Raw genomic sequence first — 26,329 nt, forward strand, 5'->3', positions numbered from 1 at the left:
ATGCCGTTCGTCCCGATCTCCCAGGTCATCCTCACGGGTGGGCCCCTGCTCCAGGCGCAGGAGGCCGACCGCGCCTACCTGCGCGCCCTCGAACCCGACCGCCTGCTCGCCCCGTTCCTCCGGGAGGCGGGTCTCGAGCCTCGGGCTCCCTCCTACGACGACTGGGAGGTGCGCGGACTCGACGGCCACACCGCCGGACACTACCTCTCGGCTTGCTCCCTGATGGTCGCCTCCACCGGGGACGACGTCCTGCGCTCCCGACTGGAGTATACGGTCGCCGAACTGGCCCGCGCACAGGACCACCTGGGTACCGGGTACGTCGGTGGAGTCCCTCGGAGTGCCGAGCTCTGGGCCGAGGTCGCAGCGGGGATCACCGAATCGACGTTCCGCGCCGGCCGCTGGGTGCCCTGGTACAACCTGCACAAGCTGTACGCCGGTCTCATCGATGCGGCCCGCTTGACCGGGAACCACGTGGCACGCGACGTCGTCCTGCGCCTCGCCGCGTGGTGGGAGGAGCTCGCTGCCGGGATCGACGACGAGCACTTCCAGCTCATGATCGAGACCGAGATCGGCGGGATGAACGAGGCGTACGTCGACCTCCTCGACCTCACGGGCGATCCCCGCCATCTCGCGATGGCAGCCCGCTTCACCGCCACCGCCCTCAGCGGACCGCTGTCGCGCCGGTCCGATGAACTGACCGGCCTGCATGCCAACACCCGCATCCCGCAGTTCGTCGGGTTCGCCGCCCTCGCCGCTCGGAGCGGTGATCCGGCCCTCGCCCGCGCGGCCCGGTTCGCCTGGGAGACGATCCTGACGCGGCGCACGGTCGCGATCGGCGGCAACAGTGTCCGCGAGCACTTCCACGCCATCGACGACTTCACCCCGATGACCGAGGACAGGGAGGGCCCGGAGACCTGCAACAGCTACAACCTGATCAAACTCGGCAGACGGCTCAGCGCCGACGAGTCCGACCCGGCGATCTCCGACGCGCTCGAACGGATCCTCTTCAACCACCTCCTGTCATCGCAGCACCCCGAGCACGGCGGGCTCGTCTACTTCACCTCGATGCGACCCGACCACTACCGCGTCTACTCCTCGCCGGAGCACAGCTTCTGGTGCTGCGTCGGGACCGGTCTGGAGAGCCACGCGAAACACGGTGAGTCGCTGTACCGGTTCGACGACGACACGGTGTCGGTCGAGCTCTTCGCGTCCTCCGTCGTGCGGATCCCGGAACTCGGTCTCAAGCTGGAGCAGCGGACGGCCTTCCCGTCCGACGGCGTGGTCGGACTCACCCTCGGGCTCACCGGCCCGCGTCGGTTCCGGCTCCGCGTCCGAGTCCCCGGGTGGACGGTGTCGACACCGGTGTTGCTCGTCAACGGCGCTCCGATGACCGCTGCACTCGAACGCGGCCACCTCGTGGTGGATCGTGAGTGGAGCGACGGCGACACCGTGTCGTTCGAGCTCGCCATGGGTGGCCGCGCCGAACCATACCCGGATGGCTCGGAATGGACGTCGCTCCTCTGGGGTCCGTCCGTCCTGGCGGCCCGTGGCGAGTCGCTGCCGACCGAGGTGGTGCTGGCCGGCCGCGCCCACGCCCCGCACACGGCGGTCGGCCCGCTCACTCCGCTCGCCGCGGCGCCGATCGTCCCGCGGTCGGCCGTGCCGTACCGGGACGCCGACGGGCGACTCCTCGTCGACTCCGACCGAGGACCGATCCGGTTGGAACCGTTCGCGGGCCTGCACGACGCGCGGTACACCGTCACGTTCCCCGTGGCGTCGACGGCGGACGAGGACGCCGTCGCTCGGCGGCGCACCGCCTTGGTCGAGCGGGACCGACGCGCCGCGAGCATCGACGGACGGACGGTCGACCGGGTCGCTCTGGGCGAGCAGCAGCCGGAGGCGGATCACGGATTCGAGGGGGTGGCCAGCGCCAGCGGCACGGTGGGTGGTGTCCGCTGGCGGAGCACGGCCGTGCGTCTGTCCGTGACGCTCGTCGACCCGCATCTCCTCGGCCGGGTCGTCAAAGTGACCTGGCTGCACGACCCAGTGGGCCACGGTTTCACCCTGGAGATCGACGGCACCGCGATCGCCCCGCAGGAGGGCGGGCGAGACGACGACCTGGAGTGGGCGGAGTACCCGTTGACGCCCACCAGCGCCGGGTGGGGTGTCCGGCGGTTCGCGATCGTCGCGCAGCCGGATCGCGAGACCCCGCGGTGCACCGAGCTCCGAGTGCTGACCGCCGAGGGCGCCTGACCTCCGGTACCGGCGCGCACAGCGCCCCGGGATGCGGGAGCATGGAGCCATGACGACGACGCCGGAGCGGGACGACCTCAGCGTGACGCTCGCGGACGTCGCCGCGAGATCCGGGTGCTCGGTGTCGCTCGTCTCCCGGGTGCTCGCCGGGAAGCGCCATGCATCCCCGGACACCCGTGACCGCATCCTCGCTGCAGCGCACGACCTCGGCTACGACCGCGCAGCACAACGTCGCGGCCGACCTCGCTCGGTCCCACGCCTGCTCGACCTGGCGATGAGTCAGTGGGACGACCCGTGGGCGAACACGGTCGTGACGAGTGTGCGGAGGGCGGCCGCTGCAGCGAACTACGACCTGGTACTCACGCCGGAGAGCGAGTCGATGGTCGACGACTGGCCCAGTCGGGCACGTGCGCGGGGATCGGCCGGTGTCGTCGTGTGCCTCATCCGTCCCAACGTCTCGCAGCTCGACATCCTCGCCTCGGCCAACATCCCCGTCGCGCTCCTCGATCCGCGTGCGGAGCCGGCGCGGAGTCTGCCGAGCGTCGGGTCCACCGACTGGCAGGGCGGCTTCGACGCGGGTCGGCATCTCGCCAGGCGGGGGACACGTCGGTTCCTCATCATCACCGGCCGGCCGAAGTACCGGTTCGGTCGTGCGCGAGAGGCCGGTTTCCGAGCGGCGGTCGAACGGCACGCCGACGGAGCGACGGTCGAGGAGATCTCGTCGCCGTGGTCCTCGGAGAGTGCGTTCGTCTCCGTGCGCAAGCTGCTCAGGCAGGGCGGGCTCCCGATCGGCGTCTTCAGCTGCAACGACGAGATGGCCTACGGCGTCTACCGCGCCGCTGAAGAACTGCAGCTCCGCATCCCCGACGACATCAGGGTCGTCGGCTTCGACGACCTCCCGCAGTCCAGGTTGATGCCGCCGCCGATGACGACCGTGCGACAGCCGATGCGTGCGATGGCCGCGCGTGCGGTCCAGCTCGTCCTCGAGGCGGAGCCCGGAACGGACCCCGGAGATCGGGCTGAGTTCCCGACCGAACTCATCGTCCGCGCCTCGAGCTGACGCGGACGCGGGAGAATGGTCGCCATGACGGGATCATCGGACACCGACGAGGTGTCGACGGAGCACTCGAGCGTGTCGACGTGGATGCAGGCGCTCGGCACGGCGACCGGGAACCCCGGCGGCGGGGCCGCATCCGGACTCATGCTGGCGATCGCGGCAGGTCTCACCGCGATGGTCGCCGGCTACACCCGAGCCACGCATGCCACCGAGGTCGCGAACGGGCAGGACGAAAACGGGTCCGAGGCCGAGGCCGAGGCGACGATCGCCGCACTCCGCGCTCGCGCTGAGGCACGCTCCGAGCTGGCGCTCCGTCTGGCCGACGAGGACGCCCATGCCTCGCGAGCGTTCGGCAGTGCATTCCACCTGGCACCCGGCGTCGAACGCGACGAGGCGATCCGCGCCGCATCGATCGAGGCTGCCGCGGCCTCGGCACGGCTGGGCGAGCATGCCGTCGACGCGATCGACGATGTCGCGTGGCTGACCGAGCACGGCAACCCGGCGCTGATCGCCGATGTGGCGGTGGCGATCGGCGCACTCCGCGCCGCGATCACGGGAGCGCGGACCAACGTCAGCTTCGATCTCGGTTCGGTCCGCAGCGCACACGCCTCCCTCGAGGAGGTCCGCGCCGAGGAGCCGGGGCTCTGGCAGCTCGTCCCCGTGTTCGACCGCGCCCTCGAGCGGATCGACCGACTTGCTGCGTCGATCGACTCCGAGGCCGCTCCCACCGACGCGGCGTCGTAGCCGGTGGTCAGCGCACGCCGGGGCGCGCAGCCGGACCGCTCGGAACCCGGACGATCAGGGCGTGGTGCAGGTTCGTCAGCGAGACCGAGACCACCGATCCGTGCGAGTCGCCGTCCAATTGGATCTCCTGCGGCTCCTCGAGTCGGAGGTGCATCGTCCGTGCTTGTGCGTAGCTGATCGCACGTGCCTTCGGCGAGAATCGTCCGACCAGCCGGCCGAACCGCGTGCGGTGCAGCATCCGGTTGAACGTCAGGCGGTAGCCGATGTTCCCCCAACCCGGACCCTTGCCAGGGCGCAGCATGACGGCATCGAGCAGGCCGTCGTCCACGACGGCTTCGGGGAGCAGCAGGACCCCACCGGTGAGCGTGCCGGAGTTGCCGACGATGATCGTGTGCGCTCGGGCGGCCGCCTCCGGACGGTCGTCGAGTCGATAGTGCAGGTCGAACTGCCGGTTGCCGATGATGCTCCGCGCGATCGGATCGGAGTAGGCGAGCCAGCCGATCCGTCGTTTCAGCCGCTCATTGGTGTGGCCGGCCATGTGCGCGTCGAGGCCGATACCGGCCATAACGAGGAAGACCTCGTCCCGGTTCGTGCCGTCGCTGCGCCCGAGACTGACCTGACCGACGTCGACCACCTGGTCACGACCCGAGCAGGCGATGTCGACCGACCGCTTGAGGTCGCCCAACGGCAGGCCGAGCGCTCGGGCGAAGAGGTTCCCCGTTCCGGCCGGGACCAGCCCGAGGGGGATGCCGGTGGAGGCGATGGCCTCGGCGGCGACCCGCAGTGTTCCATCGCCTCCCGCGACCAGGATGACCGAGGGTGCCGAGGCGATCGCGGCCGCGGACGCACCCCGGCCGTCGTCCTTGGCGCTCGTCTCGTGCCAGGTGGAGGGTGCCAGTCCGTGCGTTGATTCAGCGGCTGCGACGACCGAGCGGAGGACCGTGATGTCGACCTTGGAGGGATTGACGACGACGGCTGCGCGTCGACGTCCGCGTTCGGCTGGTGCATCGTTCACAGCGTCAAGGATAGGAGGCACCGGCTCGGAACCAGCGGTGGACGCGAGCCGTGCCGCGGGTTCGTGAGACGCTTGCCCCATGGACCTCGAGGTGTCGCCCGGACTGACGATCCCAGCAGCCGAGCTGCAGTGGCGTTTCTCGCGGTCGTCCGGCCCGGGCGGACAGCACGTGAACACCTCCGACAGCCGTGTCCAATTGACGTGGAGTGTGGCCGAGTCGGCCGTCCTCACCGACGAGCAGCGCGACCGACTGCTCGAGCGGCTCGGCGCTCGACTGGTCGGCGGTGCCATCACCGTGACCGTCTCCCGCGAGCGATCGCAGCTCCGGAACCGCGAACTCGCACTCGAAGCGCTCGCGACACGCATCAGGTCGGCACTCGCGCCGCCGGGGCCCACGCGCCGACCCACGCGTCCGACCCGCGGATCGGCGCGACGCCACCTCGCCGCGAAACAGCAGCGGAGCGCCACCAAACAGCAACGACGACGTCCCTCCGACGACTAGCGGGTCACAACGCAGCCTCCCGCAAGGGCGTGCGTCGGACGGTCCGGTCCATTAGCGTTCCCGGAGAGCGCACCCGTCGACGCCGTCGTCGTGCGCGAACGGAGGAACACCATGCGCATCGTCGTCATCGGCGGCACCGGCCACATCGGCACCTTCCTCGTCCCGCGACTCGTCCGGGCCGGCCACGAGGTCGTGAGCGTCAGCCGCGGCGATCGGTCGCCGTACACGGACGCGCCCGAGTGGGACCAGGTCGAGCGGGTCCGGGCCGATCGGGAGGCCGAGGACCGGGACGGTGTCTTCGCGCGACGCGTCGCGGACCTCGGCCCGGACGTCGTCATCGATCTGGTCTGCTTCACGCTCGCCTCGGCGACGGCACTCGTCGAGGGACTGCGCGGCAACACGGGCCAGCTGCTCCACTGCGGATCGATCTGGCGCTACGGTCCCAGCGCGTCCGTCCCGATCGTGGAGGGCTCCGGGACGGCGCCGTTCGGCGACTACGGCGTCCAGAAGGATCAGATCGCCCGGCTGCTCCAGCAGGAGACCGCTGACGGAGGGCTGGTGACGACCTCCCTGCATCCCGGGCACATCGTCGGACCGGGGTGGGCGCCCATCAACCCGTTGGGCAACCTCGACCCCGGGGTCTGGCGGACCCTCGCTCTCGGTTCACCGCTGCGTATCCCCGGACTCGGTGCCGAGCTGCTGCACCACGTGCACGCCGACGACGTCGCGCAGGCGTTCGAGCTCGCCGTCGCGAACCGGGACCGTGTCGCCGGCGAGGACCTCAACGTGACCTCGGCCACCGCGGTCACCGTCCGCGGCTACGCCGACGTCGTCGCCGGCTGGTTCGGACGCTCGGCCGAGCTCGAGTCGGTGACCTGGGAGCACTTCCGAGCCGAGACACCGACGGAGCACGCCGACACCACCTGGGAGCACCTGGTACGGAGCCACTGCGCGTCGATCGACAAGGCACGGTCGCTGCTCGGATACGAACCCGCCTACACCTCGACGGAGGCGGTCCTCGAGTCCGTCCGTTCGCTCGTCGCCCGCGGGGAGTTGGACCTGCCAGAACCACGAGCAGCCCTGAACACGAGCCGCTGACGACGCGATCCTTCAGGGGGCCTGCAACGAGCTCCGGAGTCCGTGCGGTGCGTCGACCTTCGGACGCTGAAGGATCCCGCGGCGTCGGAGGATCGGCACGAGTTCGTCGAGCATGCGGTGCACCGTCACCGGATGGAGGTCGCCCGAGAAGATGAACCCGTCGTTGTCCGCCTCACTGCCGGCGCGTTCGATGTGGTCGGCCACCTCCGCCGCCGTGCCGACGACACCGCTGCCGTCGGTGATCCGCCCGAGGCGTGCCTTGGGCACGAGCAGCTCCCGGAGCGTCACCGCCGCGAAGGACTCGTGCGGTCCGCGCAACGCGTCGAGGCTGCCGCGCGACACGTGGTCGCCGAAGACGGCCGGGTCCACCGGTCGGTCGAGGTCGAGCGCGGTGAGGTCCGTCTCGAGGTCGCTCGACCACGCGAGTGCGACGGATCGCAGCGTCTCATCGTCCGGCTGTTCCGAGGCGGCGACGAGCCGGTCCGCCTCGGCACTGCTCGACACGATGACGGGCTTGAACACGAACAGGATCGCGGGAGGGGTGTCCCGACCGACGGCAGCCGAGGCGTCGAGGACCCGCCTCCGGTATGCGCGGAGGCTCGCGATGTCGAGCGGTGCGAGAGCGAGCTGGACGTCCGACTGTCGTCCGGTGAAGGCGAGCCCTCGCGGCGAGGAGCCCGGCGACACGATGACGGGCTCCCCACCGGAGTCCTCGGCGAAGGGGAGGGCGTTGAGCGGCCCGTCGAAGTCGTAGTGTGCGCCGCGATGCTCGACGCGGTCGAGGTGGCGGCCGTCGGCGAAGCGTCCGGAGGCGGTGTCGCCCACGTACGCGCCGGGTCGCCAGCTCCGCCAGAGCGCGCGCACGCTGTCGAGCCATTCCTCCGCCCGCTCGTAGGCGACGTCGTGCGGCACGACCGGCTCACCGAAGTGACGGCTGCTGCCGACGTCGGTCACCACGTTCACCCCGAACCGTCCGCGACTGAGGTGCTGCAGGGTCGCGAACTGCCGTGCCGCCTGGTACGGCGGCAGTTGCAACGGGTTCACCGTCGGGATGATGCCGATGTGCTCCGTCACCGCGAAGAGGAACGGGGCGAGGCTCAGCGGGTCGTGCTTCGGCCCGCCGTAGGCGCCGCGGATGCGGAGGTCGAGCGTCTCGGGGTTCCCCAGCGAGAGGGCGTCCTCGATGATCAGGAGGTCCAGGCCCGCCTGCTCGAGCTCGCGGACGGCCTGCTGGTAGAGGGCGGGCTCCTGCCAGCGGTAGTCCCAGTCGAGGTACGGATGCCCCCAACCGTGCGGACCGAACCCACGTGACAGGAACCAGCCGAAGCGTTGCCGGGCGCTCATGCGGCGACCGCCTCGTCCGCCGTGACGCTCGCGCCGGTGCTCGTCGACGGTTCCCGGACCGGGAGCGCGTCGAACGCCGAGGTGAGGTCCGCGATGAGGTCGGCGACGTCTTCGATGCCGACGGAGATCCGCACGAGTCCTTGGCCGATGCCGCTCGCCGCGAGCTGCTCGGCCGAACGCTGGGCGTGGGTGGTCGAGGCCGGGTGGAGGATCAGCGATCGGACGTCGCCGAGGTTCGTCATCCGCGTGAACAGGCCGACGTGGTCGATGACCGTCCGTGCTGCGTCCCGTCCGCCGTGCAGGGTGAACGAGAACACCGATCCCTGTCCATCAGGCAGGTACCGATCCGCCAGGCCGCGGAACGGACTGTCGCTGAGTCCCGAGTAGTCGACCGAGGCTACTTCGGTCCGGCCCGCCAGCCAGGTCGCGAGGGCGAGGGCGTTCTCGCTCTGCCGTTGGACGCGGAGTGACAGCGTCTCGATGCCCTGTGCGATGAGGAACGCGTTGAACGGCGACGGCGTCGGGCCGAGACGCAGCGCGACCGATGCCCGTGCGTAGGCAGCGAGAGCGGCACGCCCGTCCGCCTCGACGTGGCTGAGCCCGCCGAGCGCGGCGAGCGGCGAGGTGAGGTGTCGATAGCGGTTTGCGCGAGCGGTCCAGTCGAACGTGCCGCCGTCGACGACGACCCCGCCCAGCACGGTGCCGTGGCCCGCCAGGAACTTGCTGGCCGAGTGGACGACGATGTCGGCGCCGTGCTCGATGGGACGCAGGAGGTAGGGCGTGGCGAAGGTGTTGTCGACGATGAGCGGGACCCCGTGCGCATGGGCAACGTCGGCGACGAGACGGAGATCCGTGAGGTCGTTGCGGGGGTTCGGGATGGACTCGACGAAGATCGCGCGCGTCTCGGGTCGGATGGCACGCGCCCAGGCGTCGGCGTCGAGCGGATCGGCGACCTCGCTCGAGGTGATCCCCAGCCGGCCGAAGTTCTCCGTGAAGAGGCTGCGCGAGCCCTCGTACAGACTCGGCGCGGTGAGCAGGTGGTCGCCGGCCTCGAGCAGGGAGAGCAGGGCGACGCCGACGGCCGCCTGTCCGGAGCCGAGGAGCAGCGCGTCCACACCACCCTCCAGTGCGGCGAGACGGCGCTCGACGGCGTCGATCGTCGGATTGCCGACCCGGCTGTAGCTGTATCCACCAGGGTCCGGACCGAACCGCCGCTCCGCCTCGTCGAAGTCCGTGAACACGAACCCGGCACTCGCGTAGATCGGCAGTGCCCGCGGCTGGAGCGGCGCGTCGGGTGCACCACCGGCGTGCAGCTGTCGGGTGCTGAAGCCCCCTCGGTCCCGCTCGTACATCGCCTCGTCCTCTCCGTCAGCTCGGCCGTCGTCGACGCCCCGGCGTCGGTGACAGGCACTCTACGGTCGGGACCGGGATGGGCGCAGGTGACGACGACATGCGCGGACACAATCGGCCGGCGACGCCGCCGTCGAGGGATGCCCCGTACCCTGGAGAGGCGTCGGCCGCGGACACGGTGACCGGCGCCGACGGATCGGACGAGGGGGAACCGTGAAAGCACTCATCGCATCGGGGAGCGGTCGGTATGCGGATCCGTGGCACCCGTACGCGCACACGAGCCCGCTCATCGCCGAGGTCCTGGAGACGGTCGGCTTCGCGGTCGAGATCGACGAGGACGTCGATGGTGCGATGACGCGACTCGAGGGCGTGGAGCTCCTGGTGGTCAACGCCGGCGACCCGTGGCGGTCCGAGGACCAGAGCCGAGCGCCTGCCGCCGCGATCGACGGTTTCGCGGAGGCGCTGGGTCGGGGGATCGGTGTCCTCGCGATGCACGCGGCGCTCGCCTCGCTCCGCGACTACCCGGACTGGGCGCCGACGATCGGGGCGCTGTGGCTGCCCGGCGTGTCCTGGCATCCGCCGATGGGCCCGACCGTCGTCCGCGGCCTGGCATCGCCCGACGGCGGAGCGCTCGGCGACATCCCGGTGGACGACGAACAGTACCTGCGGCTGCAACCCGTCGGTCGGAGCACCACCGTCGCCGAGCACGACGTCGACGGCGAGCGGTTCCCTGCGGTGTGGGTCCGCGAGGTGGGGCCCTCGCGCGTCGCCGTCGACGCCCTCGGACACGACGAGCGGTCCTACGCCTCAGCGGAGCACCGTGCCCTGCTCGCAGCGCTGGCACGGTGGGCGGCCCGGGCACCGTCTGCGTGATCCGTCACGGATCCTCGACCGGCCTCGTCTGTGTCGCGACCCCAGTCGGCGCAAGCCCCCGTCGAACGGGAGTCGGGCGTCCTGAGCGGGTCTATGCTCCTGTTCGGGGCTGCGAGCGACCATGATCGCCGGCCGCGGCCCGCATCAGGAATCGGAACCTCGAGAAAGCCGCACCACGTGTCACAGGACCTCATGTCACCTGAGAACAACGTCCAGCGCATCATGCGCACCGGAACCGTCTGGTTCGGCGTCGCGGTCGGGAGCACCGCGATCGTCCTCGGGCTCCTCCTCAGCTCAGGTTGGCGACCGGCGGTCCTCGCCGAGGGGCTCCGCGTGGTCTGGTGGTGCTGCTCGGTCATCGTGGGTCTGAGCATCGGCCTGCTCGGCTGGTCCGGGTGTCCGATCCTCGAGGTGGATGTCCCGACGGCGTCACGGAACAAGTCGCTGACCATGCAGCTCGGAACGATGCTGTTCATCCTCGGGAGCATCGGCGCCATGTTCACCGTGCTGGCCGGCTCGCCGAGCTGACACCCGCGGCGCGGGCACATCCAGCTCCTGCGGCGTCGTCGCGGCGGAACGGCGTCGTAGAGTCGATGCATGGCCAGATCCTCAGCACAGCTCCGCAGACTCGGGTTCCTCACGATGGGCCTGTTCGACCCCGAGGAGCCGGCGGCCGGGCACGAGGCGACCCTGCAGCTCATCGAGCTCGGTGAACGACTGGGGTTTGACAGCGCCTGGCTACGGCACCGGCATCTGCAGTTCGGCATCTCCTCGCCGGTCGCCGTCCTCGCGGCGGCGACGCAGCGCACGAAGCGCATCGCGCTCGGCACCGCGGTCACACCGCTCGGCGCGGAGAACCCCTTCCGGCTCGCAGAGGACCTGGGCACGGTCGACGTCCTCTCGAGCGGCAGGCTGCTTCCCGGCTTCAGCACCGGGGAGCCGATGCGGTTCGACGCGTTCAAGCACGCGATCTATCCGTCGACGCTCGACCAGGAGGACCTCGGCTACGACCGCGTCCTGCGCCTCCGCTCCTTCATCCGCGGTGACGTCGTCAGTGACAGCGCCGGTCGTGAGGGCCAGGAGGACTACTCCTCACGGGTCGAGCCGCATGCCGCCGGTCTGGCGGAGCGGCTCTGGTACGGAGCCGGCAGCCTGAGGTCGGCGGGTTGGGCCGGTGAGCAGTCCTTCAACCTGCTCACGAGCAGCGTCATCGCCGCCGAGGACGGCACGACGGACTTCGCGGCGAACCAGGCCGCCCAGTTGCGTCGGTTCCGAGAACTCCACCCGGCGGGTGAGCGGGCGCGCGTGTCACAGGGGCTCGTGGTCATCCCGACGGACTCCGCGACCGCGTCCCAACGCGCCCGGTACCACGAGTACGTCGACTCGAGACGGCACCGCGTCGGCGTCGCCCATGGGCCGCGGCGGATGCTCTTCGCGGAGGACCTCGTCGGCAGCAGCGCGGAGATCGCGGAGCGGCTGCACGAGCACGCCGGATTCCAGGAGGTCGACGAGGTCGCCTTCGCCCTCCCGTTCACGCTCGAACCGGACGACTACACGCAACTGCTCACCGACATCGCCGGCGCGCTCGGGCCAGCCCTCGGCTGGCGACCGGCCGCGGACGGGGAGTCCCGTCCGGCCTGAGCGGACCGGTCGGAGACGGCTTCCGGTCGCGCGTACAGTGCAGGTATGACGCAGCACGGGTTCAGACGGTACGTGGCCATCGGCGACAGCTTCAGTGAGGGCTACGGGGATCTTCGGGAGGACGGCACCCTTCGCGGGTGGGCCGACTTCGTGGCCCTCGGCCTCGCCCGGGCGTCCACGGAGACCGTCAGCTACGCGAACCTCGCCATCCGCGGGCGGAAGCTCCTACCGATCCTCGACGAACAACTCGACCGTGCGATCGCGATGGGTCCGGACCTCGTCAGCTTCAACGGCGGCGGCAACGACATCATGCGCCCGCGGGTGTCGATCGACGGCGTCGCCGACCGCTTGGACGGTGCGGTCGAACGTCTGCGTGCCGGTGGAGCCCATGTGCTGCTACTGAGCGGGGCGAACCCCTCGGCCCACATCCCGATGGGTTCGCTGCTCGCCCGCCGCGGCGAGCAGCTGGCCCAGGCCGTGCGGGTGCGGTATCCGCGCGAGGGGGTCACCTTCGTCGACAACTGGGCCGATCGGACGCTCGCCGACCTCCGGTACTGGTCCGTGGACCGCCTGCACCTCAACGCCCTCGGCCATGCCCGGGTGGCGAGCAACGTGCTGACGGCGCTCGACGTGCCGGTCCCGGAGGAGTGGGGGATCGACGACGTCGCTGCGGCGCCGCCCGGTCCGCGTCAACGTCGCACCGCGGCCTACTACCGCGAGCACGTGCTGCCCTGGATCGGGCGACGCCTGACCGGACGTTCCTCCGGCGACGGCCGCGAACCGAAGATCGCCCAGCTGCAGCCGGTCGACACCCGCGGCTGACCGGCACCGGTCAGCCGCGGATCATCAGCCGACGCGGACGAGCGTGCGTTGCCAACCGGAGGATCCGTTGGGAGCGATCGGCGCCTGCTCCTCGATCTGGAGGTTCCCGGCCTTGTCGGTCGCGCGGACGGCGACGTAGTGCGTACCGGCGGTCGCCTCCCAGTCCATCCACCATTGCACCCAGGTGTCGTCGTTGATGGCGGTCGTGAGGTTGACGCTCTGCCAGTCGCCGTTGTCGATGCTGACCTCGACCTTGGCGATCCCGACCGTCTGCGCCCAGGCGACACCCGCGATCTTCGCCGGTCCGGCCGGCAGCTGCTTGTCGATCCGGGGCGTGTCGATCCGCGAGGAGAGTTTGATCGGCGCCTTCGCGTCGTAGCCGCGCGGGGTCCAGTAGGCCTCGTCCTTGTCGAAGGTCGTGACCGTCAGCTTCGTCAGCCACTTGGTCGCCGACACGTACCCGTAGAGGCCCGGGACGACCATGCGAACGGGGAAGCCGTGCTCGAGCGGCAGCGGCTCGCCGTTCATCGCCACGGCGAGGATCGCGTCGAGGTTCGGGTCGGTGAGCGACTCGATCGGCGTGCTCGCCGTGAACCCGTCCACGCTCGTGGACAGCACCATGTCGGCCTTCGAGTCGGGCATCGCCCGCTTGAGGACGTCACGCACGGGGACACCGAGCCACTTCGCGTTGCCCAGGAGGTTGCCGCCCACCTCGTTCGAGACGCAGGTCATGGTGATGACGTATTCGTCGAGACCCATGGCGAGGAGTTCCTCGAAGGTGATCTGCACCTGCTCGCCGACCATGCCGTCGATCGTGAGCGTCCAGGTGGCCGGGTCGACCGTCGGCACGGTCAGTGCGGTGTCGACGCGGTAGAACTTGTCGTTCGGTGTGAAGAGCGGGCTGAGGCCGTCGACGTCCGCCTCGGCTCCGTCGGGGATCGTGACGGTCGACTTCGGCGCCGGGAGCTTGAGGGCGTCGCGGACGGCCGTGATCGACGAGGTGGTGACGTTCACGAGGCGTGCGCCCACGCCGACGACGACGGCACCTGCCGCCGCGATGCCGGCCACGCGGAAGAACCCCCGGCGGTCGAACGCAGCGCGCTCGTCGTCCGAGCCGTTCGCGGCCCGCTTCGGCAGGCGACGACTCAGGAGGATGAGGATCACGACACCGGCCGCCAGACCGAGGATCACGGGGACGACGGCGAGCGGGGTGGCACCGGCACGGGTGACGGTCGTCGCACCGGCGAAGACGCCGGCCGCGATGAGGACCACGACACCGAGCGGTGGACGGATCTGCTGCAGGACCCCGGCGATCGCCGCGGCGATCACGACGGCGACCCCGAGGCTCACGAGGAGGAAGATCTTGTCGTTGCCACCGAAGGTCTCGATTGCGAACTCCTTCGCCCACCGCGGGACGATGTCGATCACGAACGATCCGACGGTGAGGAGGGGACTGCTGCCTCGGGCGAACAACAGCGCCGCCAGCTCCGCGATCGCGAGGAACACCGCTGCTGCGACGATGCCGGACAGTGCTGCCGCGAACCAGACGAGACGTCGTCCGCTCCGCGTGGTGCCGGTCTGGTGCTTCGATGGCATGTGCTTCTCCCTGATCGTGGCTCGACAGGAGTTCGGAGCACTGCCCGGATCAGACGGGTCGGATCCGCCGGCCGCCCGTCGCCTCGGCGGTCAGGCCGTCGAGACGGCCAGCCGCAGTCCCGTCTCGGACGCCAGCCGGAGGGCCTCGGCGAACTCCTGCTCGCTCCGTTCGAGCTGCGCTGCGAGCGCCGGGTCACGGTCGGCGAGGGTCAGACTCGTCGTGATGACGTGGACGTCCATGCCGAGCGCTCCGCCGAACAGCGTCCGCAGCGCCGGCACCTCGTGATCCCAGCCCTCGGTGGGGCTGCCCGCGTCGTAGGCGATCCCGCGGCTGGTGGCGATGACGACCGGCCGGCCGGTGAGCGCTCCCGTGTCCGCGGACGTGACACCAGGCACGTGGATGTGGTCGATCCACGCTTTGAGCGACGACGGGATCGAGAAGTTGTAGAGCGGCGCGCCGATCACGACGATGTCGGCACCGAGCAGCTCGTCGAGCAGGACGCGCTGGAGCGTCTCGGCTTCGGCGGGCGGGTTCGCGCCGGGGCGGCGGTCGGCCGGCGCCCAGTGGAGACTCGCGTCGGCGAGGTGGGGGACCGGATCCAGGTGCAGGTCGCGACGGACGACGACGCCGGTGGGGTCGGCGGTCGACCAGGCGTCCACGACGGCCTGCGAGAGCCGGCGGGACCGGGAGGTGTCGAGATCAGCGGAGGAGTCGAGGTGCAGGAGGGTGGGCATGCGGCAACGCTAGCAAGCCGGGTCCGGTCCGCTTCCTTGCGGCACGCACCGGTGGCGGTTACCGTCGCAGGATGGTCGACGCCGCAGCCCCCTCCACGTCCGCCCGCCAGGACGCACAGGTCCTCGACGCGACCGACCCGCTCGCGGAACACCGCGCGGCGTTCGTCCCGGCCGAGGGCGTCGTCGCCTACCTCGACGGGAACTCCCTGGGGCGGCCGTTGCGGGCCACGGCGGAGCGGCTGCAGTCGTTCATCGCGGAAGAGTGGGGGACGCGGCTCATCCGCTCGTGGGACGACCGCTGGTTCGAGCTGCCGCTGACGCTCGGCGACCGCCTGGGATCGGTCGTGCTCGGTGCCGCACCCGGCCAGACGGTCGTCGCCGACTCGACGACCGTGCTGCTGTACAAGCTGATCCGCGCGGCGGTCGACGCGACGTCGTCCGCCGGAGGGGCCGCTCCGCGCGACGAGCTCGTGATCGATGCGGGGAACTTCCCGACGGACCGCTTCGTGATCGAGGGGATCGCCGCTGAACGCGGTCTGCGCGTCCGATGGATCGACGCCGACCCGGTCCACGGTGTCGCCGCGCACCAGCTGCGCGAGGTGGTCCACGAGCAGACCGCACTCGTCGTGCTCAGCCAGGTCGACTACCGGTCCGGAGCGCTGCTCGACGTGGAGGAGCTGACCGCGATCGCGCATCAGGCGGGAGCACTCGTCCTCTGGGACCTGTGCCACTCCGCCGGTGCGGTCCCGATCGAGCTCGACGAGTGGGGCGTGGACCTCGCGGTGGGCTGCTCCTACAAGTACCTCGGTGGCGGGCCCGGTGCTCCGGCGTTCGCCTACGTCGCGGCGCGCCATCAGGACCGGCTCCTCCAGCCCATCCAGGGGTGGATGGGCGCCGCCGACGTCTTCGCCATGGCCGACGCCTATCAGCCGGCCGTCGGGATGCGCCGGTTCCTCAGCGGGACACCACCGATCGTCGGCATGCTGCCGCTCGAGGACTCGCTGACGCTCATCGAGTCCGCCGGGGTCGCCGCCATCCGGGCGAAGTCCGTGGCGCTCACCACGTTCACGATCTCCTGGGCCGACGAGCACCTCGTAGGCTCCGGTGTCAGGGTGATGACCCCTCGTGACGCGGCGCGTCGCGGTGGTCATGTGACGCTCGGTCACCCGTCGTTCCGCGAGATCACCCCGCTGCTCTGGGATGCGGGTGTGATCCCCGACTTCCGGCACCCGGACGGTCTCCGCATCGGGGTCGCTCCCTTGAGCTCCGGCTTCGCCGAGCTCGAACTCGGGCTGATCCGGATCGCCGAGGCCGTCCACCGGTGGACGACGTCACACGGCTCCACCCCGCCTGGCGGACGTCCGTCGTAGGCTTGGCGGCATGCCCGCTGCCTCTGGAACCCAGTACCGTCTCCACCACGCCGGTCCGCAGGGCGAGGTCCGAGCGACGGTCACCGAACTCGCCGCCGGACTGCGCGAACTGACGGTCGGCGGACGCACCCTCGTGCAGACCTTCGGTGAGGACGTCGTCGCCCCGATGGGGTGCGGGATGGTGCTCGTGCCGTGGCCCAACCGCGTCCGGGATGCCCGGTGGACGCTCGACGGTGAACCGCAGCAGCTCGACGTCACCGAGGCGGCGACCGGGAACGCCTCCCACGGTCTCCTGCGCAACACGGGATACCGGGCGGAGGATCACGCCGATCACGCGGTGACCCTGCTCGCCTCGGTGTTCCCGCAGCACGGCTACCCGTTCCGCCTCGACACCTCGGTCGCCTACGCGTTGGACGACGACGGCCTGCGTGTGACCCACACCATCGTGAACCGGTCGAGTCGCCCCGCGCCGGTCGCCGTCGGCGCTCACCCCTACTTGGCGCTCGGCGACGTGCCGACCGCCGACCTCACCGTGACGGTGGCCGCCGACACCTGGTTCGAGACGGACGAGCAGCGCATCCCGGTCGCCTCCCGTCCCGTCGACGGGACCCCGTACGATCTGCGCTCGGGCGCTCGAGTGGGCGATCTCTCGATCGACGTCGGCCTGGGGTCGGTCCGGCAGGTCGACGGTGCCGTCCGACACCGGGTCACTGCACCTGACGGCGACACCGTCGAACTCTGGGCGGATGACGACTTCCGGTTCGTCCAGGTCTACACGCCGAAGAACTTCCCGGCGGCAGACGGGCCGACGCAGGCCATCGCCATCGAGCCCATGACGGCTCCCGCCGATGCGCTGAACAGCGGGACCGGACTCCGGTGGTTGGACCCCGACGAGCGGTGGTCGCTGTCCTGGGGGATCCGACTCACGCAGGTGTGACCAGCACGCCGTTCGGCGGACGGTCGACGGTCCTCCGGGCGGAGGAGGGTCAGCTCAGAGGATGACGCCGCGGGGGTGATGATCGCCCCGGCGTCCGATGTGCCGCCCCAGGGCGTCGACGGACACTGGTGGCATGACCACGCACCTGGACACCAGCCCGAACCTCTTCACCCTGTCCACGCCCCGGGTCGCGCAGACCGAGCGGCTGCAGGTGGCGCGGCCGACGGCTCGACCGCGCGGACGATTCGGCGCCTTCGTGGGCGTCCTCTTGGGGAACATCGTCCTCTGGAGCACGCTCTTCATCACGATCGGCATCGTGCTCGCACTGCAACTCGGCATCGTCGGCGTCATCGCCGCGTCACTGATGCGCTGAGCTCGATCCCGTCGTCAGGCACCTGAACCGGCCGGACCCGTTCCGGACTCGTCCGCTGCGTCCTCAGTGGGCGCGTCATCGTCCAGCGCCTCGTCCTCGACCACGGCGTCCGGGAGCCCGGGCAGCATGGCTGCGGCGCCCTCGTCACGGATGCCTTCGACCGCCCCGAAATCAGACATGATGCTTCCTCTCGATCGTCGTGCCCGCCAGCGTAACCGGCGGACACGACGATCGACAGCCCTTGCGGGCGGGAGCTTCGTCAGTCGACGATCGACACCGTCACGTCGATGTTGCCGCGCGTGGCGTTCGAGTAGGGGCACACCTGGTGCGCCTGGTCGGCCAGCTGCTGCGCTTCATCGTGCGTCACGTTCGGCACGTAGACGTCGAGCTCGACGGCCAGGCCGAAGCCGCCCTCACCGTTCGATCCGATGCCGACGCTGGCCGACACCTCGGCGTCCTTCGTGTCGAGCTTCGCGGTGCGCCCGACGGCGTGGAGGGCGCTGAGGAAGCACGCGGCGAAGCCGGCGGCGAACAACTGCTCGGGGTTGGTGCCCTCGCCGCTGCCGCCGAGTTCCTTCGGGGGACGGGTGTCGAAGTCGAGGAGGTCGTCCTCACTGCGGACGTGTCCGTCTCGTCCGCCTCCGGTGGCATGGGCAACTGCTGTGTACGCGATATCCATTGCTCCATCCTTGCACCGTCGTGCGTGCCCGGTGCACCTTCTCCGGGACCTCTCGGCAGTCGTTCAGTGCAGCGTGGATCGAGCGGCGTCGACCACCGCCGTCGTGACGAGCTCGAGCAGCCGGGAGTGGAGTCGCCACTGCTGCCAGAACAGCGGGACGTCGACGCCGCCCGTGTCGTCGAGCACGACGAGCTCGCCCCGGCGCAGCGGCGCGTCGGACTGCGCGTCCGGGAGCATGCCCCAGCCGAGACCGAGGCCGACGGCGGTCGCGAAGTCCGCCGAGGCCGGAACATGGTGTCGCGGCGGGTCGGCGGGGTCGACGCCACGTCGTCGGAGGTAGGCGTCCTGGAGATCGTCCTTGCGGTCGAACACGACGACGGGCGCTGCGGTGAGCGCCTGAGCGGTCGCCCCGTCCTCGAACCAGCGCGTCGCGAACGAGGGTGCCGCCATCGGTCGGTAACGCATCCGACCGAGGAGCCGCACCGTGCACCCCTGGACCGGCTCGGCGTTCGAGGTGACCGCGGCCATGACGCTGCCCGCACGGAGGAGGTCCGTCGAATGGTCCTGGTCCTCGCGAGCGAGGTCGAAGACGACCGACTCCCGGGCGGCGACGTCCGCCAGCACCGGCAGCAGCCAGGTGGCGAGGGAGTCCGCGTTCACGACGATCGGGATCACCGCCGGGGTGGCGGGGGCGATCGCGTCGTCGGCGTGCAGCTCGAGCGACGCATCGTGACCGAGCAGGTGCACCGCGCGACCGAGGCGGAGCACGATCTCGCCGGATGGGGTGGTGGTGATCGGTTTCGTTCGGAGCAGGAGGACCCGTCCGACACTCTGCTCGAGCGCTTTGATCCGTTGACTGATCGCCGACGGCGTGATCATCAGCTCCCGGGCGGCCGACTCGAAGGTGCCGTGGTCGACGGCGGCGACGAAGGCCCGAAGTTGCTCAAAGTGGAAATCCATCATAAGAAGATCTTACGATTCATCAGAATATTGAACTGGATTCATCATGCTGCGCCTCCTACGGTCGGAGCATGACCTCCGCACTGCAGGCCGCGATCGCGGGCCTCGGCCTCGGCCTCTCACTCATCGTGGCCATCGGCGCCCAGAACGCCTTCGTCCTCCGGCAGGGCATCCGGCGCGAGCACGTCCTGCCGGTCGTCCTCGTGTGCGCACTCTCCGACGCGGTGCTCATCATCGCCGGTGTCAGCGGCATCGGCTTTGTCGTGGAGCGGTTCCCCGTGGTCCTCGTCGTCCTCCGTTGGGCCGGTGCCGCCTTCCTGCTCGGCTACGGTCTCCTGGCCGCACGCCGTGCGCTCGCCCCGAGCGGCCTGGCGACGGAGCGTGGCGGGAACGGGCTCTCGCTCCGGGCGGCGGTGCTCACCGTGGTCGGCCTCACCTGGCTGAACCCGCACGTGTACCTCGACACCGTCCTCCTCCTCGGCTCGATCGCGAACACGCACGGGGAGGTGGGGCGCTGGTGGTTCGCCGCCGGCGCGGTCCTCGGGAGCATCCTGTGGTTCACCGCTCTGGGGTACGGCGCTCGGTTGCTCCGCGGCGTCTTCGCGAAGCCCGTGGCCTGGCGCATCCTCGACGTCGCGATCGCGGTCGTCATGATCGCCCTCGCGATCATGCTCGTGCTGCGCCCCTGAGCGTGCTCGCGGGTGCCTGGTTAGGATTGCCGGGTGATGAGAACCCTGCGTGAGGTCAACACGGTCGTCGAGCGCCTCTGGCCACTGTCCGGAGCCGAGGACTGGGACGCCCCGGGGCTCCTCGTCGGCGACCCGGACCAGCCGGTCGGGCATGTGCTCCTGGCGGTCGACGCGGTCGGCATGACCGTCGACGAGGTGCTCGAGCGCCCCGACGGTCTGCTGCTGGTCCACCACCCGCTGCTGATGCGTGGTGTCACGACCGTGGCGGGCGACCGGTACAAGGGGTCGCTCATCACGCGCCTGATCCGTGGCGGCGCCGGGCTCATCGCCGCACACACCAACGCCGACGTCGTCGTGGACGGGACCTCGGACGTCCTCGCCCAACGTCTCGGCCTCCACGACCCGGCTCCGATCGTCCCTGCCGCCGACGGCCTGACCGGGCTGGGTCGGGTCGGCGACCTCCCGGAGGAGACGTCGCTCGGCGCGATCGCACGCGCTCTCGCCGAGATCCTCCCGGCGACCGCCACCGGGGTCCGCGCCTCCGGCGACTACGACCAGGCCGTCCGGAGGATCGCGCTCTGCGGGGGAGCGGGGGACTCGCTCCTGTCCCACCCCGCGGTCCGTGCGGCCGACGTGTACATCACGGCCGACCTCCGCCACCATCCGGCGTCCGAGGCCCGGGAACAGGCACTCCTCGGCGGCGGACCGGCCCTCGTCGACGTCTCCCACTGGGCGAGCGAGTGGCTGTGGCTGGAGGGGGCCGCCGACGCGCTCCGACGAGAGCTCCCGGGACTCGACGTCCGGGTCAGCGAGCTGCGTACCGACCCGTGGGACTTCGTCGTCACCCAGTAGTCGGCGCGGCCGGTAGGGTGATGAGTCGAGAGTTTGGAACAGACGTGAAAGCCAGCCCAGCAGACCAGAAGACGTTGCTCACCCTGCAGAGCATCGACACCGGCGTGCAGCGCACCGCACACCGCGCGGCGAACCTCCCCGAGGCCGCGCGCATCGCGCAGCTCCAGGCCGAGATCGAGACCGTCCGCCTCCGTCGCCTGGATCGGGTCGGCGTCCGCGACGACGCACAGACCGAGCTCGGGCGCATCGAGTCCGACGTCGCCGTCGTCGCGGCCCGCATGAAGCGCGACGCCGACCGTCTCCAGTCGTCGACCTCCGTCAAGGACGTCGAAGCGCTGCAGAGCGAGATCGCCTCGTTGCAGAACCGGCAGAACAACCTCGAGGAGATCCAGCTGAACGTCATGGAGCGGGTGGAGGCCGCGGAGGACGCCGTCGCCCAGGTCGACGCCGAGCGCGCCGGACTCCAGGAACTCCTCGACGAGGTCGTCGCGAAGCGCGACGCCGAACTCGTCGAACTCGAGGCAGAACGGGCACGACTCACCGCCGACCGCGAGTCACTCGCACCCGGCATCCCCGCCGACCTCCTGGCCCTCTACGACCAGCGCCGCGCCCGCGGCGGTATCGGTGCAGCACTGTTCCGCGCCGGCACCTGCGGCGCATGCAAGATGTCGCTCACCGGCAACGACCTCCAGGCCGTCCGCGCCGCACCGTCCGAAGACGTCGTGCAGTGCCCCGAGTGCGCCGCGATCGTCGTCCGGACGGACGAGTCCGGCCTCATCTGAGCCGGCCGCTGGCTGCACGACACCGGCGGTCCACGGCCGTTGTCGCGGGCCGGTAGACTCGTCTCCGTGAACGGGCCGGCTAGACGGTCGCGTCACCGAGACCTCCGGGTGTCGGTGCCGAGGAACGTCCGGGCTCCACAGAGCAGGGCGGTGGGTAACACCCACCCGGGGTGACCCGCGAGACAGTGCCACAGAGAACAGACCGCCGTGGGCGACCACGGTCAGGGTGAAACGGTGGGGTAAGAGCCCACCAGCGACCGGGGTGACCCGGTCGGCTCGGTAAACCTCGTCCGGAGCAAGGTCAACAGGGAACGCTGAGGCTGCTCGCCAAGTTCCCGGGTAGACCGCTAGAGGGCGGCGGCAACGTCGTCCCGAGAGAGATGGCCGTCCAAACGCGAGAGCGTGGGACAGAACCCGGCGTACCGGTCGACCCGTTCACACCTCAGCACGGCCGCGACTGCGTCGAGCCGTAATGCGACATCCGCGAGAGCGTGGGACAGAACCCGGCGTACCGGTCGACCCGTTCACACCCAACGCCCCGCTTCTCGCGCTGCGACGGAACCGGCGACGACACCGCCGCAGCGCGTGGCGCGGTCCTCAGGCGATGCGTTCGGCGGGGCCGGCGGCGAGCGCGGCTGCGCCGAGGATGCCCGCGTTGTTCCTGTGCACGGCGGGGATGATCGGGGCGTCGAGCTTCAGGAGCGGCAGGAAGTGGTCCGCGTGCTTGGACACGCCGCCGCCCACCACGAACTGATCGGGCGAGAAGAGGAACTCGAGGCGCTCGTAGTACTTCTGGAGGCGCTTGGCCCACTTCTCCCAGCTCAGGTCCTCGCGCTCCTTGACCGCGTAGGACGCCCGCGTCTCGGCGTCCTTGCCGTCGATCTCCAGGTGCCCGAGTTCGGCGTTCGGGATCAACGTGCGGTTGTAGATGAGCGCCGTGCCGATGCCGGTGCCGAGGGTCGTCAGGATCGTGAGGCCGCTGGCGCCCTTGGCCGCGCCGAACTCGGTCTCGGCGTAACCGGCCGCGTCGGCGTCGTTCACGAAGGTGATCTCGCGCCCGAGGCCCTGCTCGAACAGCTGCTCGGCTTCGAGGCCGATCCAGGCGTCGGAGACGTTCGCCGCGGACATCGTCCGGCCGTTGCGGACGATCGCGGGGAAGCAGACGCCGAGCGGAAGTCCGTCCGAGGCCGGGGACAGCTGCTCGAGCACCTCCCGCACCGTCACGACGATGTCCTTCGGCTCGCCACCCTTCGGCGTGGGGATCTTCACCCGATCAGTGAGGAGGGCACCCGTCGTGAGATCGACGACCGCACCTTTGATGCCGGTCCCTCCGATATCGATGCCGACGGCGGACCGGGGAGCTGCGTTCGTCATGCGTCCAGCCTAGAGCGCCGCGGGCGCTGTGGCGGTGTCGATCGTGCTCGGAAGGGTCAAGACCTCGGCCCCGCGTTCGGTGACGACGAGCGTGTGCTCGAACTGCGCGGTCAACGACCGGTCGCGGGTCGTGACCGTCCAGTCGTCGTCCCACTGCTCCCAGTCCTGCGAGCCGATCGTGAGCATCGGTTCGATCGTGAACACCATGCCAGGCTCCATCACCGTGTCGTACAGCGGCGCGGCGTCGTAGTGGGGGACGATCAACCCCGAGTGGAAGGACCGGCCGACGCCGTGGCCCGTGAAGTCGCGGACGACGCCGTACCCGAACCGCTTCGCGTAGGACTCGATCGCACGGCCGATGACGTTGATCTGCCGGCCTGGGGCGACGGCCTTGATGCCTCGGTTGAGGGCTTCCCGGGTGCGCTCGACGAGGAGACGCGTGTCGTCGGCGACGTCGCCGACGAGGAAGGTCACGTTGCTGTCGCCGTGCACCCCGTCGAGGTAGGCGGTGATGTCGATGTTCACGAGATCGCCCTCGCGCAATGCGGTGTCGTCGGGGATGCCGTGGCAGACGACCTCGTTGACCGAACTGCAGATCGACTTGGGGTAGCCGCGGTACCCGAGCGTCGACGGATAGGCGCCCTCACCGATGACGAACGCGTGTCCGATGGCGTCGAGTTCTTCGGTGGTCACCCCGGGACGGACCGCTGCGCCGACGGCCTGGATCGCATCGGCGGCGATGGTCCCGGCGACCCGGATGCGTTCGATCTCCTCGGCCGAATACAGATCGCCCCGGGTGTCGGTGGCCGGTGCGGCGCGGCCGACGTACTCGGGGCGGACGATCGTCTCCGGCACCGATCGGGGGCGGCCGACGCGACCGGGGATCAGGTGACCTGCGGTGTCGAAAGGCATAGGATCAAGCCTAACCGAGCAGGGGAGACGCGCCGTGGCGAAGGAACCATCCGAGCAGTACTGGTACAACACGAAGACCGGTCAGGTCGAGTTCGGCTTCGAGTCGAGTGTCGTCGACCGCGTCGGTCCCTTCGAGACGGCTGCGGAGGCCTCGCATGCACTCGAGCGACTGCGCGCCAACAGCGCGAAGTGGGACGCCGACGAGGCTGCCGAGGACTGAGCCACCCGGGTCGCGACGCGAGCGGATTGCGGGTCAGCCCTCTTCCGCAGTCGTGGTGTGATCCGCCAGGATGGGCCGAGCGATGAAGCTCGAGCGGGGGGAACATGCACAGGATCGACCGTCCGTGGAGGCGACCGATCGCCGTCGGACGAGGTGCCGTCGCGGCCCTCACCCTCCTACTCCTCCTCATGCCGACGTCGCCCGCCGGTGCAGCGCCGATGGTCACCGCCGAGGTCAGCACCGCCGAGTGCGTCACCGCGGTCCCCGGTGGATCCCGCTGCGGCGTGTTGACGGTGCCCCTGTCTCGCGCGGTGCCGGACTCGGCGGAGGCGACCTTGCCGTACGTGCTCGTACCGGCCGCCCTGGAGACCGGGCGACCACCGCTCGTCTACCTCGCCGGCGGGTCGGCGCTCTCGACGCTCGACATCCAGCAGCTCGCGGTCGAGGGCGGGCTTGCCTCCGATCGCGACGTGGTGTTCGTCGAACGCCGGGGCGGTCGCGACGCCACGCCGGCGCTCGACTGTGCGCCGGCGACCGCGGCCATCCGCGCCTCGCTCGGCGCTGATGGGGACCGTGCAACCCGCGTCGCCGCGGTCGGCGCGGCCTTCGCCTCCTGCACCGAGGCCTGGCAGGAGGACGGTGTCGTGCCGAGCGACTTCGGCGTCGCGCCTGCGGCGGCCGACCTCCGCGACCTCCGGCAGCAGCTCGGCTACGCGCGATGGACCATCCTGGCCGTGGGCTCGTCGGCCGGCGTGGCCCTTGCGGCCCCCGCCGTCGATCCGGGTGGCGTCGATGGCGTCGTCCTCGACGGCCCCGACCTGGGTACACCCGGGATCGTCTCCGCGGGCGGTGTGGCGGCCGCCCTGGCCGTCGTCCGTGCGCGCGGCGTGGAGCCGCAGGGTCCCGTTCCGTCCCCGCCGGCGGCACCACAGGCCGCCGCCGCTGAGAAACCGGAGTCCGCGACCCCGGACACCGCGCCGACCGAGGTCGCACGTTCGGCCGGGATCCTCACCGCCGCCACCGACGAGCTCATCGCCGAACCGCACCGCACCTCCGGACCGCGGCCGATCACCCTCGGTGGCGACGCGCTCTTGGCGATCGCCTCACACGCGTTGTCCGAACCCACCGCCCAGGCGGCACTCCCGGTGCTCCTGAGCTCGGTCGCGGACGGCGACAGCACGGTGCTGGATCCCGTGGCGAACGATGCGACCGCCCAGCTGGCCGACTCCGGTGGCATCCTCGACCGCGTGCTCGGGTGTTCGACGACCGGCTGGCCCGGGTCGATCGAACGCTCGGATGCGGAGGTCACCACGACGACGCTGCTGGAGGACGTCGCGGCCGCTGCCTGCACCTCGTTCGCCGTGGGTGCGTCGCCGCCTCCGGGCGCGATCGGGACGTCGGTCCTCGTGCTCGGCGCACCGGAACAGGCGGCCGCTCTCGCCGTCCCCGTCGCCGACGGCACGGCGGCCGCCCTCGTGGCGGCCTTCCCCGGGTCGGGAGCCGTCCCGACCGTCAGCAGTGCGTGCGCACGGGTCGCGATGCGTGCGTGGCTCAGCGATCCGGCGAGCTATCGGGCGGCGCTCTGCGACACCGACGACGCGGCCGTCGCCATCGTCGATCGAGCCGACGTCGCGGCGAGCCCGAGATGGGCGGATCTGCAGTCGTCGGACGCAGGAGGCAGGTGGCTGTTGCTGCTGCCCATCCTGTTCGGGCTCGTGGCCATCGGATGGTCCGTGTCGTGGGGCTACCGGCTAATCACCCAGGCGCTTCGGCGCCAGCCGGTCCAGGACGGTCTCCTGCTGGGGATCGCTCCGGTGTTCGGAGCGACGTGGGCGATCGGAGGAGCCGTCGTGCTCGTCCGTGCGGCTGCGTCGAGTCCGGCGATCGCTCTCGTCGGGGTGCCCGCCGCCTTGCCGTGGCTCTCCATCGCCCTTCTCGTGAGTTGCCTCGGGTTGGTGCCCGTCTGGCAAGGGGCCCACCGTGGATCGCGGCTGCGGATCGCCGTACTCTCGCTGCTGTGGGCGGCGACGGCCGGCTGGACCGCACTCTTCGTCCTCGCCTGGTGGTGAGCCGTGGATCGCCCACGCCCGGCGCGCGCTGATGCAGCGGGAACGGGGACGGAGCCAGTAGCCTAGACACGGGCCGCCGGCC

The 26,329-nt window shown here is 70.7% G+C and carries 27 protein-coding genes and 1 other RNA gene; 18 read left to right on the forward strand and 10 right to left on the reverse strand.

All coding sequences use genetic code 11. The annotated features are described in order from the left end of the window. Genes FGL15_RS18585 through FGL15_RS18595 form a run of 3 tightly spaced genes read left to right on the forward strand, consistent with a single transcriptional unit; the run spans nucleotide 1 to nucleotide 4,054 of the window. Entirely contained in the window at nucleotides 1-2,253 is a 2,253-nt protein-coding gene (locus FGL15_RS18585; protein ID WP_138947004.1) for a beta-L-arabinofuranosidase domain-containing protein, read from the forward strand. 49 nt (nucleotides 2,254-2,302) lie between these two features. Beyond that, a complete protein-coding gene (locus FGL15_RS18590) occupies nucleotides 2,303-3,313 on the forward strand; it encodes a LacI family DNA-binding transcriptional regulator (protein ID WP_158596572.1) in 1,011 nt (336 codons plus the stop codon). Nucleotides 3,314-3,337: 24 nt separating this feature from the next. Beyond that, nucleotides 3,338-4,054, forward strand: a complete 717-nt coding sequence (locus FGL15_RS18595) for a cyclodeaminase/cyclohydrolase family protein (protein WP_138947005.1) — start codon at nucleotides 3,338-3,340, stop codon at nucleotides 4,052-4,054. Nucleotides 4,055-4,061: 7 nt separating this feature from the next. Here the strand turns inward: FGL15_RS18595 and FGL15_RS18600 are convergent, their stop codons facing one another. Continuing rightward, entirely contained in the window at nucleotides 4,062-5,069 is a 1,008-nt protein-coding gene (locus FGL15_RS18600; RefSeq protein WP_240773625.1) for a diacylglycerol kinase family protein, read from the reverse strand. Between the two features lie 79 nt (nucleotides 5,070-5,148). Here FGL15_RS18600 and arfB point away from each other — a divergent pair, with 79 nt between their 5' ends. Both arfB and FGL15_RS18610 read left to right on the forward strand, forming a co-directional pair. Next, nucleotides 5,149-5,571 carry an alternative ribosome rescue aminoacyl-tRNA hydrolase ArfB gene (gene arfB, locus FGL15_RS18605; RefSeq protein ID WP_138947007.1) on the forward strand — a complete coding sequence of 141 codons (423 nt, stop codon included), beginning with the start codon at nucleotides 5,149-5,151 and terminating at the stop codon, nucleotides 5,569-5,571. A gap of 111 nt (nucleotides 5,572-5,682) precedes the next feature. Further along, entirely contained in the window at nucleotides 5,683-6,669 is a 987-nt protein-coding gene (locus tag FGL15_RS18610; RefSeq protein ID WP_138947008.1) for an NAD(P)-dependent oxidoreductase, read from the forward strand. A gap of 12 nt (nucleotides 6,670-6,681) precedes the next feature. Here FGL15_RS18610 and FGL15_RS18615 read toward each other — a convergent pair whose 3' ends face one another. Together FGL15_RS18615 and FGL15_RS18620 are read right to left on the reverse strand one after the other, a co-directional pair. Continuing rightward, nucleotides 6,682-8,013 carry an LLM class flavin-dependent oxidoreductase gene (locus FGL15_RS18615; RefSeq protein WP_138947009.1) on the reverse strand — a complete coding sequence of 444 codons (1,332 nt, stop codon included), beginning with the start codon at nucleotides 8,011-8,013 and terminating at the stop codon, nucleotides 6,682-6,684. After that, nucleotides 8,010-9,365: an O-acetylhomoserine aminocarboxypropyltransferase/cysteine synthase family protein gene (locus FGL15_RS18620; RefSeq protein ID WP_138947010.1), complete on the reverse strand. Its 1,356-nt coding sequence runs from the start codon at nucleotides 9,363-9,365 to the stop codon at nucleotides 8,010-8,012. The genes FGL15_RS18615 and FGL15_RS18620 overlap by 4 nt, the downstream gene beginning before the upstream one ends. Before the next feature lie 211 nt (nucleotides 9,366-9,576). Between FGL15_RS18620 and FGL15_RS18625 the strand changes: the two genes are divergently transcribed. The 4 genes from FGL15_RS18625 to FGL15_RS18640 all read left to right on the forward strand — a co-directional run bounded on the left by FGL15_RS18625 (nucleotide 9,577) and on the right by FGL15_RS18640 (nucleotide 12,699). Beyond that, nucleotides 9,577-10,236: a ThuA domain-containing protein gene (locus tag FGL15_RS18625; protein WP_240773627.1), complete on the forward strand. Its 660-nt coding sequence runs from the start codon at nucleotides 9,577-9,579 to the stop codon at nucleotides 10,234-10,236. 177 nt (nucleotides 10,237-10,413) lie between these two features. Next, a complete protein-coding gene (locus FGL15_RS18630; RefSeq protein ID WP_064293749.1) occupies nucleotides 10,414-10,764 on the forward strand; it encodes a hypothetical protein in 351 nt (116 codons plus the stop codon). A 69-nt stretch (nucleotides 10,765-10,833) separates the two neighbouring features. Next, on the forward strand, nucleotides 10,834-11,877 hold the full coding sequence (locus tag FGL15_RS18635; RefSeq protein WP_138947011.1) for an LLM class flavin-dependent oxidoreductase: 1,044 nt from the start codon (nucleotides 10,834-10,836) through the stop codon (nucleotides 11,875-11,877). Between the two features lie 45 nt (nucleotides 11,878-11,922). Further along, complete coding sequence (locus FGL15_RS18640) at nucleotides 11,923-12,699, forward strand: SGNH/GDSL hydrolase family protein (RefSeq protein ID WP_085510819.1); 777 nt, start codon at nucleotides 11,923-11,925, stop codon at nucleotides 12,697-12,699. A 24-nt stretch (nucleotides 12,700-12,723) separates the two neighbouring features. Here the strand turns inward: FGL15_RS18640 and FGL15_RS18645 are convergent, their stop codons facing one another. Together FGL15_RS18645 and FGL15_RS18650 are read right to left on the reverse strand one after the other, a co-directional pair. Further along, nucleotides 12,724-14,295 carry a molybdopterin-dependent oxidoreductase gene (locus FGL15_RS18645; protein WP_138947012.1) on the reverse strand — a complete coding sequence of 524 codons (1,572 nt, stop codon included), beginning with the start codon at nucleotides 14,293-14,295 and terminating at the stop codon, nucleotides 12,724-12,726. A 90-nt stretch (nucleotides 14,296-14,385) separates the two neighbouring features. Continuing rightward, nucleotides 14,386-15,030, reverse strand: a complete 645-nt coding sequence (locus FGL15_RS18650) for an FMN-dependent NADH-azoreductase (protein WP_138947013.1) — start codon at nucleotides 15,028-15,030, stop codon at nucleotides 14,386-14,388. A 71-nt stretch (nucleotides 15,031-15,101) separates the two neighbouring features. Here FGL15_RS18650 and FGL15_RS18655 point away from each other — a divergent pair, with 71 nt between their 5' ends. The 3 genes from FGL15_RS18655 (at nucleotide 15,102) to FGL15_RS18665 (ending at nucleotide 17,710) form a co-directional block, all read left to right on the forward strand. Further along, a complete protein-coding gene (locus FGL15_RS18655) occupies nucleotides 15,102-16,400 on the forward strand; it encodes a kynureninase (protein ID WP_138947014.1) in 1,299 nt (432 codons plus the stop codon). A 10-nt stretch (nucleotides 16,401-16,410) separates the two neighbouring features. Further along, the gene (locus FGL15_RS18660) at nucleotides 16,411-17,337 is read left to right on the forward strand and encodes an aldose 1-epimerase family protein (RefSeq protein WP_138947015.1); all 927 of its coding nucleotides are present in this window, start codon (nucleotides 16,411-16,413) and stop codon (nucleotides 17,335-17,337) included. A gap of 133 nt (nucleotides 17,338-17,470) precedes the next feature. Next, nucleotides 17,471-17,710: a hypothetical protein gene (locus tag FGL15_RS18665; RefSeq protein WP_138947016.1), complete on the forward strand. Its 240-nt coding sequence runs from the start codon at nucleotides 17,471-17,473 to the stop codon at nucleotides 17,708-17,710. A 14-nt stretch (nucleotides 17,711-17,724) separates the two neighbouring features. Here the strand turns inward: FGL15_RS18665 and FGL15_RS20435 are convergent, their stop codons facing one another. The 3 genes from FGL15_RS20435 to FGL15_RS18675 all read right to left on the reverse strand — a co-directional run bounded on the left by FGL15_RS20435 (nucleotide 17,725) and on the right by FGL15_RS18675 (nucleotide 19,352). Then, nucleotides 17,725-17,889 (reverse strand): hypothetical protein, encoded by a 165-nt coding sequence (locus FGL15_RS20435; protein WP_168223441.1) that lies wholly within the window; start codon nucleotides 17,887-17,889, stop codon nucleotides 17,725-17,727. An 80-nt stretch (nucleotides 17,890-17,969) separates the two neighbouring features. Beyond that, nucleotides 17,970-18,389 (reverse strand): organic hydroperoxide resistance protein, encoded by a 420-nt coding sequence (locus FGL15_RS18670; RefSeq protein WP_064293757.1) that lies wholly within the window; start codon nucleotides 18,387-18,389, stop codon nucleotides 17,970-17,972. A 63-nt stretch (nucleotides 18,390-18,452) separates the two neighbouring features. Then, complete coding sequence (locus FGL15_RS18675; RefSeq protein ID WP_138947017.1) at nucleotides 18,453-19,352, reverse strand: LysR family transcriptional regulator ArgP; 900 nt, start codon at nucleotides 19,350-19,352, stop codon at nucleotides 18,453-18,455. A 68-nt stretch (nucleotides 19,353-19,420) separates the two neighbouring features. Here FGL15_RS18675 and FGL15_RS18680 point away from each other — a divergent pair, with 68 nt between their 5' ends. The 4 genes from FGL15_RS18680 to rnpB all read left to right on the forward strand — a co-directional run bounded on the left by FGL15_RS18680 (nucleotide 19,421) and on the right by rnpB (nucleotide 22,110). Beyond that, nucleotides 19,421-20,038: a LysE/ArgO family amino acid transporter gene (locus tag FGL15_RS18680; RefSeq protein WP_138947018.1), complete on the forward strand. Its 618-nt coding sequence runs from the start codon at nucleotides 19,421-19,423 to the stop codon at nucleotides 20,036-20,038. A gap of 36 nt (nucleotides 20,039-20,074) precedes the next feature. Then, the gene (locus FGL15_RS18685) at nucleotides 20,075-20,890 is read left to right on the forward strand and encodes a Nif3-like dinuclear metal center hexameric protein (RefSeq protein WP_138947386.1); all 816 of its coding nucleotides are present in this window, start codon (nucleotides 20,075-20,077) and stop codon (nucleotides 20,888-20,890) included. 44 nt (nucleotides 20,891-20,934) lie between these two features. After that, entirely contained in the window at nucleotides 20,935-21,672 is a 738-nt protein-coding gene (locus FGL15_RS18690) for a zinc ribbon domain-containing protein (protein ID WP_138947019.1), read from the forward strand. 71 nt (nucleotides 21,673-21,743) lie between these two features. Next, nucleotides 21,744-22,110: RNase P RNA component class A (gene rnpB, locus FGL15_RS18695), an RNA gene on the forward strand. 159 nt (nucleotides 22,111-22,269) lie between these two features. Here rnpB and ppgK read toward each other — a convergent pair. Both ppgK and map read right to left on the reverse strand, forming a co-directional pair. Continuing rightward, nucleotides 22,270-23,046 (reverse strand): polyphosphate--glucose phosphotransferase, encoded by a 777-nt coding sequence (gene ppgK / locus FGL15_RS18700; protein ID WP_138947020.1) that lies wholly within the window; start codon nucleotides 23,044-23,046, stop codon nucleotides 22,270-22,272. A 9-nt stretch (nucleotides 23,047-23,055) separates the two neighbouring features. After that, a complete protein-coding gene (gene map, locus FGL15_RS18705) occupies nucleotides 23,056-23,958 on the reverse strand; it encodes a type I methionyl aminopeptidase (protein WP_138947021.1) in 903 nt (300 codons plus the stop codon). 34 nt (nucleotides 23,959-23,992) lie between these two features. On the opposite strand from map, the gene FGL15_RS18710 reads away from it, so the two are divergent. Both FGL15_RS18710 and FGL15_RS18715 read left to right on the forward strand, forming a co-directional pair. Next, nucleotides 23,993-24,178, forward strand: coding sequence for a hypothetical protein (locus tag FGL15_RS18710; protein ID WP_064293764.1), 186 nt, complete (start codon nucleotides 23,993-23,995; stop codon nucleotides 24,176-24,178). Between the two features lie 104 nt (nucleotides 24,179-24,282). Continuing rightward, nucleotides 24,283-26,247 (forward strand): alpha/beta hydrolase, encoded by a 1,965-nt coding sequence (locus FGL15_RS18715; RefSeq protein WP_138947022.1) that lies wholly within the window; start codon nucleotides 24,283-24,285, stop codon nucleotides 26,245-26,247. Nucleotides 26,248-26,329: the final 82 nt, after the last annotated feature.

It is taken from the genome of Plantibacter sp. M259 (assembly GCF_006065115.1).
Lineage (GTDB): Bacteria > Actinomycetota > Actinomycetes > Actinomycetales > Microbacteriaceae > Plantibacter > Plantibacter auratus.

Coding starts and splice junctions, on each gene's coding strand:
- FGL15_RS18620 (WP_138947010.1), bottom strand. CDS start 9,365: ATGTACGAGCGGGACCGAGGGGGCTTCAGCACCCGACAGCTGCACGCC.
- map (WP_138947021.1), bottom strand. CDS start 23,958: ATGCCTTTCGACACCGCAGGTCACCTGATCCCCGGTCGCGTCGGCCGC.
- ppgK (WP_138947020.1), bottom strand. CDS start 23,046: ATGACGAACGCAGCTCCCCGGTCCGCCGTCGGCATCGATATCGGAGGG.
- FGL15_RS18665 (WP_138947016.1), top strand. CDS start 17,471: ATGACCACGCACCTGGACACCAGCCCGAACCTCTTCACCCTGTCCACG.
- FGL15_RS18590 (WP_158596572.1), top strand. CDS start 2,303: ATGACGACGACGCCGGAGCGGGACGACCTCAGCGTGACGCTCGCGGAC.
- FGL15_RS18610 (WP_138947008.1), top strand. CDS start 5,683: ATGCGCATCGTCGTCATCGGCGGCACCGGCCACATCGGCACCTTCCTC.
- FGL15_RS18680 (WP_138947018.1), top strand. CDS start 19,421: ATGACCTCCGCACTGCAGGCCGCGATCGCGGGCCTCGGCCTCGGCCTC.
- FGL15_RS18635 (WP_138947011.1), top strand. CDS start 10,834: ATGGCCAGATCCTCAGCACAGCTCCGCAGACTCGGGTTCCTCACGATG.
- FGL15_RS18595 (WP_138947005.1), top strand. CDS start 3,338: ATGACGGGATCATCGGACACCGACGAGGTGTCGACGGAGCACTCGAGC.
- FGL15_RS20435 (WP_168223441.1), bottom strand. CDS start 17,889: ATGTCTGATTTCGGGGCGGTCGAAGGCATCCGTGACGAGGGCGCCGCA.
- FGL15_RS18645 (WP_138947012.1), bottom strand. CDS start 14,295: ATGCCATCGAAGCACCAGACCGGCACCACGCGGAGCGGACGACGTCTC.
- FGL15_RS18715 (WP_138947022.1), top strand. CDS start 24,283: ATGCACAGGATCGACCGTCCGTGGAGGCGACCGATCGCCGTCGGACGA.
- FGL15_RS18660 (WP_138947015.1), top strand. CDS start 16,411: ATGCCCGCTGCCTCTGGAACCCAGTACCGTCTCCACCACGCCGGTCCG.
- arfB (WP_138947007.1), top strand. CDS start 5,149: ATGGACCTCGAGGTGTCGCCCGGACTGACGATCCCAGCAGCCGAGCTG.
- FGL15_RS18670 (WP_064293757.1), bottom strand. CDS start 18,389: ATGGATATCGCGTACACAGCAGTTGCCCATGCCACCGGAGGCGGACGA.
- FGL15_RS18585 (WP_138947004.1), top strand. CDS start 1: ATGCCGTTCGTCCCGATCTCCCAGGTCATCCTCACGGGTGGGCCCCTG.
- FGL15_RS18655 (WP_138947014.1), top strand. CDS start 15,102: ATGGTCGACGCCGCAGCCCCCTCCACGTCCGCCCGCCAGGACGCACAG.
- FGL15_RS18640 (WP_085510819.1), top strand. CDS start 11,923: ATGACGCAGCACGGGTTCAGACGGTACGTGGCCATCGGCGACAGCTTC.
- FGL15_RS18650 (WP_138947013.1), bottom strand. CDS start 15,030: ATGCCCACCCTCCTGCACCTCGACTCCTCCGCTGATCTCGACACCTCC.
- FGL15_RS18675 (WP_138947017.1), bottom strand. CDS start 19,352: ATGATGGATTTCCACTTTGAGCAACTTCGGGCCTTCGTCGCCGCCGTC.
- FGL15_RS18615 (WP_138947009.1), bottom strand. CDS start 8,013: ATGAGCGCCCGGCAACGCTTCGGCTGGTTCCTGTCACGTGGGTTCGGT.
- FGL15_RS18685 (WP_138947386.1), top strand. CDS start 20,075: ATGAGAACCCTGCGTGAGGTCAACACGGTCGTCGAGCGCCTCTGGCCA.